Genomic DNA, 7753 nt, shown 5'->3' with positions numbered 1-7753 from the left:
TATCGGGCTTTGGCGATTATGGCCACCTCACCCCGCTGCGCCGCCTCATCCGCTTCCTGTTCGTCAGGCCAGCATTTTGCCTCGGGCTTCCTTCAGATTCGCAGTCGCCCGCGACACCCTTGCCTTCCGCTAGCACTTCCCCTTGCCGGGCGTGCAGAGGACTTTCACCTCCAAGTCGCCAGGCTCACCACCACAGTGAACCCGACAGCGCCAGTCACGGCGCTACGCGCCATGCCTGGCGCACCATAAAAAAGCCCGGCATGCGCCGGGCTTTGGGGTGTGACGACAGGGCTCAGGCCGTGTGGCCACGCTGCTCGATCAGGCGATCGGAACCACCCTCGGCCAGCTGGATGCGCTGTGCTCCCGGGGTACGGTCGTAGCCGTCGTCGGCCAGCTGGATGCGCTGTGCACCCGGAGTACGGTCGTAGCCATCTTCGGCCAGCTGCAGGCGCTGAGCGCCCGGAGTACGCTCGTAGCCGCCTTCTACCAGCTGGATGCGCTGTGCACCCGGGGTACGGTCGTAGCCGTCGTCGGCCAGCTGGATGCGCTGTGCACCCGGCGTACGGTCGGAGCCGTCTTCGGCGAGCGGTGCGATGGGTTGCTGTTGTACCTGGCTGTCCTTGGCTTCGCCCACCAGCGGGAAGGGCGCGCTACTCGGGGCGGCGAATACACTGGTGGTCATCAGGCTGAGGGCCAGAGCGGCGAGGGTCAGTTGAGTTTTCATGTCGGTGTCTCCGTGGGGGAGTTAATAAGTGGCTTCGGAGGCAATTCTTGAGGACATGAGCGCAGATAAGAACTTGACTGTCCTGATAGTGAACATCGATACCTTCAATACTTGGTCGAGAGGCTCTATCACGGGGTTTCTGGCCGGCCGGCAAGCCGAGCGGCGAATGTTTCGCCACGCATCGCGCCGATGACCCGGCACGCGTATGCTTGGCGACCCTCGCGGGTCCAGTGCGATCCGCCTTCTTCAGCAGTTCCCAGGAGGCAGGATCCGTCATGCTCGCGGCACAGGCAATTTTGCCGATCTTCTCTCTGATCGTTCTCGGCTATGTGCTTGGCTGGCGGCAATGGCTGACCAACGAGTCGGCGACCGGTCTGGCCAACATCACTTTCAAGCTGTTCATGCCGACGCTGCTGTTCGCCGGTATCGCCAAGGCATCGCTGGCCGAAGGTCTGTCGCCAATGCTGCTGCTGGCCTACTACTTACCGGTACTGCTGGTGTTCGGCGTGGTAAACGTGCTGGCGCACTGGCGTCGCGGTACGGCGACGCCGCTGGGGCTGGTGGCGGCCTTCTCCAACAACGTGCTGGTGGGCATTCCGCTGATCGCCAGCCTGATGGGCAATGACGGTCTGCTCTACGTCTTTGCCATCCTGGTGTTCCATAGCCTCACACTGTTTTCCCTGCACAGTTTCTATGCCGCTTTCGGTAGTCAGGAGCGTGTCGACGGTCGCGCGCTGCTGAAGAATCTGGCCAACCCGATGATCATCGGTCTGGGGTTGGGGGCGCTGGTCAACCTGTCCGGGCTGCAGGTGCCGGAAAGCCTGTGGCGGGCGATCACCTGGCTGGGCCAGGCTGCCTTGCCTTGCGCGCTGATCGTGCTCGGCGCCAGCCTGTCGCGGTATCGCCTGCGCCCGACGACGGAGGCCTGGGGGCTGACCTTCGCCAAGCTGGCGCTGTTCCCGACCATGGTCTGGCTGTTGAGTGGTCTGCTGCCGGGATTGAACGACTCAGCGCGTACGGTGCTGGTGCTGCTGGCAGCCTGCCCCAGCGGTGTCAACGTCATGGCGTTCTGCCGTACGGCTGAGGACAACCGTAGCGTCAGCGCCGCGATCTCGCTGTCGACCTTGTTGTCGGCGGTGACGCTGCCGCTGTGGATGATGGTGATGGGCATCTGAAGGTCGTGCTCTCCGACCTTGACCGCGGGGGGGAGGGATCAGCCTTTGACGATCTGGCTGAAACGCAGCAGATAACCATCCGGATCCTGCAGCATGAACTGGCGCACGTTCAGCAATTGAGCCCCTGCCTGGTAAGACACGTCTTCCAGCGGCAGTCTCAGGCGCTGGTCTGAGGACAGCAGCCGCTGATGCAGCCGTTCAATGTCATCCACGGTTATCTGCAGATTAATGCCCCTGCCCAATGGTGCATCCAGTGGGCCGACGACCCAGGGATCATCGTTGTCCTGGTTGTCGGCAATCTGCTCCAGCATGAGCGTCGCCTCTCCCAGGCCAATCGCGACGAACCCCTGCTCTACACGCTCGAACAGAACCTTGAAGCCCAGCAAGTCGCAATAGAAGCCAAGGCTGATGGACAGGTTATGCACCAGTAACTCCGGGGTCAGTGCAGGCAAGGGCCGGGGCATGGCTTTACTCGTCAGACTGAGCTGCTTTCAGCGCTTCGAGCGCTGGCGCCGCATAGATGCCCACTTCCACCGCCAGTTCCATCACCCGCGGCAGGTCGCTGGCGTACACCAGTACCGCCTGCAGTTCGTCGTCCAACGGTTCGCTGAAATCCAGCAGTACGTAGCCGCCAGTTTCCGGCGACAGGGCCGAAAGCTGCACCTGAATGCGGTTGAGCGCCTTGAGTGGCTCGGTCTTGGCCAGTTGCTTGGCCTTGAGCACGAACTGCACCTGCGGGCCGAAGGACTCGGTGATGCGCTGGAACAGCTCTTCATAGCTGTCGGCCTGGAACAGCACGGTATCCGGCAGGCTGCCAACCACCACCCATTCGCCCAGGGGGATGGGGAATTCGTCGTCGTAGTTGACGTCCGGGTTGGCGGCGAGGAAGGCGGTCGGATCGGCGTAAGCCTGGGTGGCCTCGTCGGCGATACGGGCGATCTCGTCCTCGGCCAGGCAGCCGGAGCTTATCTTGGTGATCAGTTCTTCCAGCTGGGCTTTCATCGGGGCATTCCTGTTCGAGGGCGAAGGCGCGCAGGATAACAGGTCGTTGAAAACGTAGGCGAGGCAGGCAAGACAAGGCGCAACGACCAACGGGAGTAACAGCCGCAGGCTGGCCCGAAGGGCGAGCGCCAGCGAGTCAAACGACCGAAAAAGCGCAGTTTACATATTTGTAAATGAGCATTTTGACTGGGCTCGCACGCGAGGTTGTTTTTAACGCAGGATTGCCAACGTAGGTAGTTTTCAACGTCCTGTTAAGGCAAAGCACGCTGCGCTAGAAGTAGTCCAGCAGGCGGCCGAGGCTCATCACCGGGAGCCACAACAGCAGCGACAGCGCCGCTTTCAGCCGACCGAACAGTGGCGCGTACGTATCCCAGTCGCCCAGCCGGGCACTCCATAGCTGGCGAAGCAACAGAGCGTTGCCAATACCCAGGGCGATCAGCAGCAGCTCGAGCTGCAGCAGACGGTCGACTGCCAGCGGCCCTGCGTCGGCGGCGAACAGACAGACGCCGCTGCCCAGCAGGAGCAACAGGCCGGCCACCGCCAGTGGCGTCAATGTGCGCGAAACGGCTGTTAGCGGAAAACTGCGGCCGGCGCCGAGCAGGCGTGCATCGAGCTGCGCATCTGCTCGCCCAGCGCCGTGGCTTCGAGCCAGGCGGCCCAGGCGATCAGGCTGTTCATCTAGCGCAGTTCGATGGTGCGCCCGTCGACGATGATGCGTTCGGCGCGGATCTCCGTGGTGCCGTCCTTGTGTGGGTAGCCGACTATGATCACGGTCTTGCCCGCGGTCAGGTCGGATTCCGGCAGGCCGGGGGCCTGCAGGCGGCTGATCGGGGCGAGGATCACCTGCTAGGTGCGCCCGTCGTGCTCGATGCTCACGTCGGCGTGCGGGTTGCGGTAGTTGACGGTCTGCAGCGGTACTTCCAGGCTCAGAAGCTGATCGGCGTCGTAGAAACTCCAGCCATGGTGGGCCTGGGCAAAATGGCACCAGCCAGCAGCAGGCCAAGTGTGGTGGTGAGCAGCAGTTTCTTCAGCATGGCGATCACCCGGTGGGCTGATTGAACACCGGGTAAACCTAGGCCCTGTAACTGATGCTGCGACGTACGGGTAGTATTTGGGAACAGAATCGGCTCAGCCGTAGCGTTTCTTCGCTTCGATGGCCAGGCCACTGCCGATGCTGCCAAAGGTATTACCTTCCACACTGCATGCATTCGGCAGCATGGCGGCCACGCTCTGACGCAGCGCCGGCACGCCGCTGGAGCCGCCGGTGAAGAACAGTGTGTCGACCTGATCGGCAGCGATGCCGGCATCGGCGAGCAATTGTGTGAGGCTAGCGCGGATGCGTTCGAGCAGCGGCTCGATGGCATTCTCGAACAGCGGGCGGGTCAGCTCGGCGACCAGGCCCGGCTCGACGCGCGACAGGTCGATGGGCCGCGCGTCCTGTTCGCTCAGGGCAATCTTGCTCTCTTCCACCTGCATCGCCAGCCAGTGCCCGGCGCGCTGTTCGATCAGGCCGAACAGGCGGTCGATGCCGGTGGCGTCGACGATGTCGTAGCGCATGTTCTGCAGGGCCAACTGGGTCTTCTGCGCGTACAGCGCGTTGATGGTGTGCCAGGTCGCCAGGTTGAGGTGGTAGCTGGTGGGCATGAAGGCGTCGCTCCTCATCCGGCTGCCGTAGCCGAACAGCGGCATCACCCCGGCCAGCGACAGTTGCTTGTCGAAGTCGGTCCCGCCGATATGCACGCCGCCGGTGGCGAGGATGTCGTCCTGGCGCTCGGCCAAATGGTGGCGCTCAGGGGCCAGACGCACCAGAGAGAAGTCCGAGGTGCCGCCGCCGATGTCGACGATCAGTACCAGCTCCTCGCGCTCCAGGCTCGACTCGTAGTCGAAGGCCGCGGCGATGGGCTCGTACTGGAACGACACCTCCTTGAAACCAAGCTTGTGCGCCACGGCCACCAGGGTGTTCTGCGCTTCCTGATCGGCCGCTGGGTCGTCATCGACGAAGAATACCGGGCGGCCCAGCACCACTTCCTCGAAGGCGCGCTCGGCCTGGGCCTCGGCGCGCTTTTTCAGCTCGCCGATGAAGAAGCCGAGCAGGTCCTTGAACGGCAGGGCGCTGCCCAGCACCGTGGTTTCGCTTTTCAGCAGCTTGGAGCCCAGCAGGCTCTTGAGTGAGCGCATCAGGCGCCCCTCGTAGCCTTCCAGATACTCGTGCAGGGCCAGGCGGCCGTAGACCGGGCGGCGCTCCTCGGTGTTGAAGAAGATCACCGAGGGCAGGGTGATCTTGCCGTCCTCCAGTGTCAGCAAACTGTCCTGGCCGGGGCGCAGCCAGCCGACGGTGGAGTTGGAGGTGCCGAAGTCGATGCCGCAGGCGCGGGCGGGAGTGGAGAAAGACATGAAACGCAGGCCATGAAAAACGGCCGCGCATTCTATGTCAGTGGCGCGGCGACGGCGAGCCGTCAGGACGGTAGGTCAAGGCTCTCTTCGCGCTTGCGCTTCCATTGCGTCCATTCGAAGCCCAGCACTACCAGCAGTGACAGGGCGAACGGCAGCAGCAGATAGAACACGCGGAACACGATAAGCGCGGCCAGCACATCGGCAGCGGGAATCTCCGGCAGTGCGGCGAGGAAGGTCACTTCCAGTACACCCAGGCCGCCTGGTGCATGGGACAGTAGCGCCAGAGAGAAGGAGGCGAGGAACACGCCGAGCACCACCAGATAGCCGGGATGATTATCGGCCGGCAGGGCGAAATAGATGATCGCCGCGGCGCAGAGCAGCTCCAGCGGGCCTGCCAGCAACTGGCGGCTGACTATGGGCAAGCGCGGATATTCCACATGCAGCTTGCCCAGCGTCCAGGGTTTGAACTGGCGCCAGGAGCCCAGCACGTAGAGGCCTACCAGACACAGCAGGACGCTGCCGATGACTATCGAGACCAGAGGTGTGACGTCAGCAACGCGGTGAATCAGATCGGGCTGAGCGATCAGCACGCAGCCGCTGGCGAGCAGGGTGCCGAGGGCGAAGGTAAAGGAACAGAAAACGATAAGGATGCCGATTTCCTGTGGCGTCAGGCCCTTGCTGCGGTAGGCCCGGTAACGTACCACGGCACCGGAAAATACCGAGGCGCCGATATTGTGGGCCAGGGCATAGGTGGTGAAGGAGCAGAGCGTGATGAAGCGCCAGGAGATCTTTCGGCCCAGGTGGGCGATGGCGATGCGGTCGTACCAGGCCAGGGCCCAATAAGCACCGAGCGTGGCGCCGGCTGCCAGCAACCAATTGGTGTGGCTGATCGCGCGCAGGCTGTCAGCAATCTCGTCGAGGGAGATGTTGCGCAATTCGCGGTAGAGCAGGAAGCAGGACAGCACTACGGCGCCAAGACCAATCAGCGACCAGATCAGATCGCTGCGTTTCAGTTTGGGTTTGGCTTCAACAACGGACACTGCAACTCCTCACTCGATAGGCCCATGAGGCGGTGAAGACGGGCCGTACGCCCCTATCGAGGCTGCTGTTCATCGGCTTAGTGGGCCGGTTATGCGGGCGCGCGGACGTGTCATGCCTGCTCAGCGCGCTGCGCAGTATCACGGAGGCGCGGCAGATGCTCAACCGCTGTGCGCATTTGCGGCGTTACCGAGTATGTCCTCGCAGGGGGTGTGGATATCCGCGAGCGAGTCATCGGCTCAGATCCAGGTCAGGGTGATTGCGGCCAGTACGGCGTAGCGCATGGCCTTGGCCAGGGTGACGATCAGCAGAAAACGCCACAGCGGTTCGCGCATCACGCCGGCCACAAGGGTGAGCGGATCGCCGATCACTGGCATCCAGCTTAGCAGCAGTGACCAACGACCATAGCGGGCATACCAGCTCTGCGCCTGTTGCAGGCGCGCGTCGCTTACCGGAAACCAGCGCCGCTGGCGATAGTGTTCGAGGGAGCGCCCGAGCAGCCAATTGACCCAGGAACCCAGCACGTTGCCGGCGGTGGCAACCGTGAGCAGCGCCCAGGTGGCATGAGCGCCGCCGAGCAGCAGCGCCACCAGCACCGCCTCCGATTGCAGGGGTAGCAGGGTGGCGGCGAAGAAGGCAGAAAGGAACAGGCCCAGGTAGGCGGAGGCGGCCAGCATGGGATCAGCCGGTCAGGACTGGCGATCCTGGGGATTGGCCATGATCTCTTCCAGACTCAGGCCGGTCAGGCCGTGAATGGTCTTCCACAGGTAGTAGAAGATGGCCATCAGCATGACCATCGAGGGAATGGCGATCATCGGGTAGCTGAGCAGGGTCATGCGCCCCAGTTCATCATTGAAGGCCTCGGTGCCGGCCGGGCTGACCACGATCCACTTGGCCAGCACGTAGTTCATGAACGAGGAGAAGAAGAAGGTACCGCTGAGCCAGTAGGTGGCGCGCATCAGGCGCGTTTCGAAGTGCTCGACGTGGCCGCCTTGCTCCAGGCGATCATGGATCTTGTCGATGTTGAGCACCGTCTTGTTGAACAGCAGGGTGCGAATCAGCGGGTAGCGGGTGCGGGTGGAAACCAGCACGGCAATGCCGATCAGACCAGGAATCAGTGCTTCCTTGACTGCCAGCCACTGAGTGTCGAGCTTGAGCAGGCCGATACCGCCGGTCAGCGCTACGCTGATCAGGCCGAGCAGGGCGATGAAGTTGAATTTGCGATATTTGATCAGCTCGAACGCGCCCCAGCCCAGCGGGAACGCCAGGGCCAGAATCAGCGCACCATCGGCGCCGAGGCGGTGCTCGCCACTGAGCTTCATCAGGATCAACGAGGGAATCAGGATGCTGATGACCAGGTCGATCAGCGGGCGGGGCTTGTGCGTCGGGGTACGGCTGTCAGTAGTGGCGGTCATGGTGG

General features: G+C 63.0%; 10 protein-coding genes. 1 reads left to right on the top strand and 9 read right to left on the bottom strand.

Features of this window, described 5'->3' with window-relative positions; genetic code table 11:
• Window positions 1-292: 292 nt before the first annotated feature.
• Window positions 293-724: a hypothetical protein gene (locus PSOLE_RS10785; protein ID WP_074856203.1), complete on the bottom strand. Its 432-nt coding sequence runs from the start codon at window positions 722-724 to the stop codon at window positions 293-295.
• A 275-nt stretch (window positions 725-999) separates the two neighbouring features.
• Between PSOLE_RS10785 and PSOLE_RS10780 the strand changes: the two genes are divergently transcribed.
• Window positions 1000-1899: an AEC family transporter gene (locus PSOLE_RS10780; RefSeq protein ID WP_074856201.1), complete on the top strand. Its 900-nt coding sequence runs from the start codon at window positions 1000-1002 to the stop codon at window positions 1897-1899.
• 38 nt (window positions 1900-1937) lie between these two features.
• Here PSOLE_RS10780 and PSOLE_RS10775 read toward each other — a convergent pair whose 3' ends face one another.
• The 8 genes from PSOLE_RS10775 to PSOLE_RS10740 form a co-directional block, all read right to left on the bottom strand.
• Window positions 1938-2363 (bottom strand): bleomycin resistance protein, encoded by a 426-nt coding sequence (locus tag PSOLE_RS10775; RefSeq protein ID WP_074856199.1) that lies wholly within the window; start codon window positions 2361-2363, stop codon window positions 1938-1940.
• Between the two features lie 4 nt (window positions 2364-2367).
• Window positions 2368-2901 carry a hypothetical protein gene (locus tag PSOLE_RS10770; protein WP_004425194.1) on the bottom strand — a complete coding sequence of 178 codons (534 nt, stop codon included), beginning with the start codon at window positions 2899-2901 and terminating at the stop codon, window positions 2368-2370.
• Between the two features lie 271 nt (window positions 2902-3172).
• A complete protein-coding gene (locus PSOLE_RS10765; protein ID WP_242444984.1) occupies window positions 3173-3439 on the bottom strand; it encodes a hypothetical protein in 267 nt (88 codons plus the stop codon).
• Window positions 3440-3579: 140 nt separating this feature from the next.
• Window positions 3580-3744 carry a hypothetical protein gene (locus tag PSOLE_RS24670; RefSeq protein ID WP_244597243.1) on the bottom strand — a complete coding sequence of 55 codons (165 nt, stop codon included), beginning with the start codon at window positions 3742-3744 and terminating at the stop codon, window positions 3580-3582.
• A 285-nt stretch (window positions 3745-4029) separates the two neighbouring features.
• Window positions 4030-5295 (bottom strand): Hsp70 family protein, encoded by a 1266-nt coding sequence (locus PSOLE_RS10755; RefSeq protein WP_074856195.1) that lies wholly within the window; start codon window positions 5293-5295, stop codon window positions 4030-4032.
• A gap of 62 nt (window positions 5296-5357) precedes the next feature.
• Window positions 5358-6335: a lysylphosphatidylglycerol synthase transmembrane domain-containing protein gene (locus PSOLE_RS10750; protein WP_074856193.1), complete on the bottom strand. Its 978-nt coding sequence runs from the start codon at window positions 6333-6335 to the stop codon at window positions 5358-5360.
• 237 nt (window positions 6336-6572) lie between these two features.
• Window positions 6573-7010, bottom strand: a complete 438-nt coding sequence (locus tag PSOLE_RS10745) for a YqaA family protein (protein ID WP_004425185.1) — start codon at window positions 7008-7010, stop codon at window positions 6573-6575.
• 12 nt (window positions 7011-7022) lie between these two features.
• Complete coding sequence (locus PSOLE_RS10740; protein WP_074856191.1) at window positions 7023-7748, bottom strand: VC0807 family protein; 726 nt, start codon at window positions 7746-7748, stop codon at window positions 7023-7025.
• Window positions 7749-7753 lie beyond the last annotated feature (5 nt).

Origin of the sequence: Pseudomonas oleovorans subsp. oleovorans, from assembly GCF_002197815.1 — a bacterium.
GTDB classification, from domain to species: Bacteria; Pseudomonadota; Gammaproteobacteria; order Pseudomonadales; family Pseudomonadaceae; genus Aquipseudomonas; species Aquipseudomonas oleovorans.
Note: the sequence above shows the minus strand (reverse complement) of the source record. Positions and strands in the feature narration are given on the sequence as shown.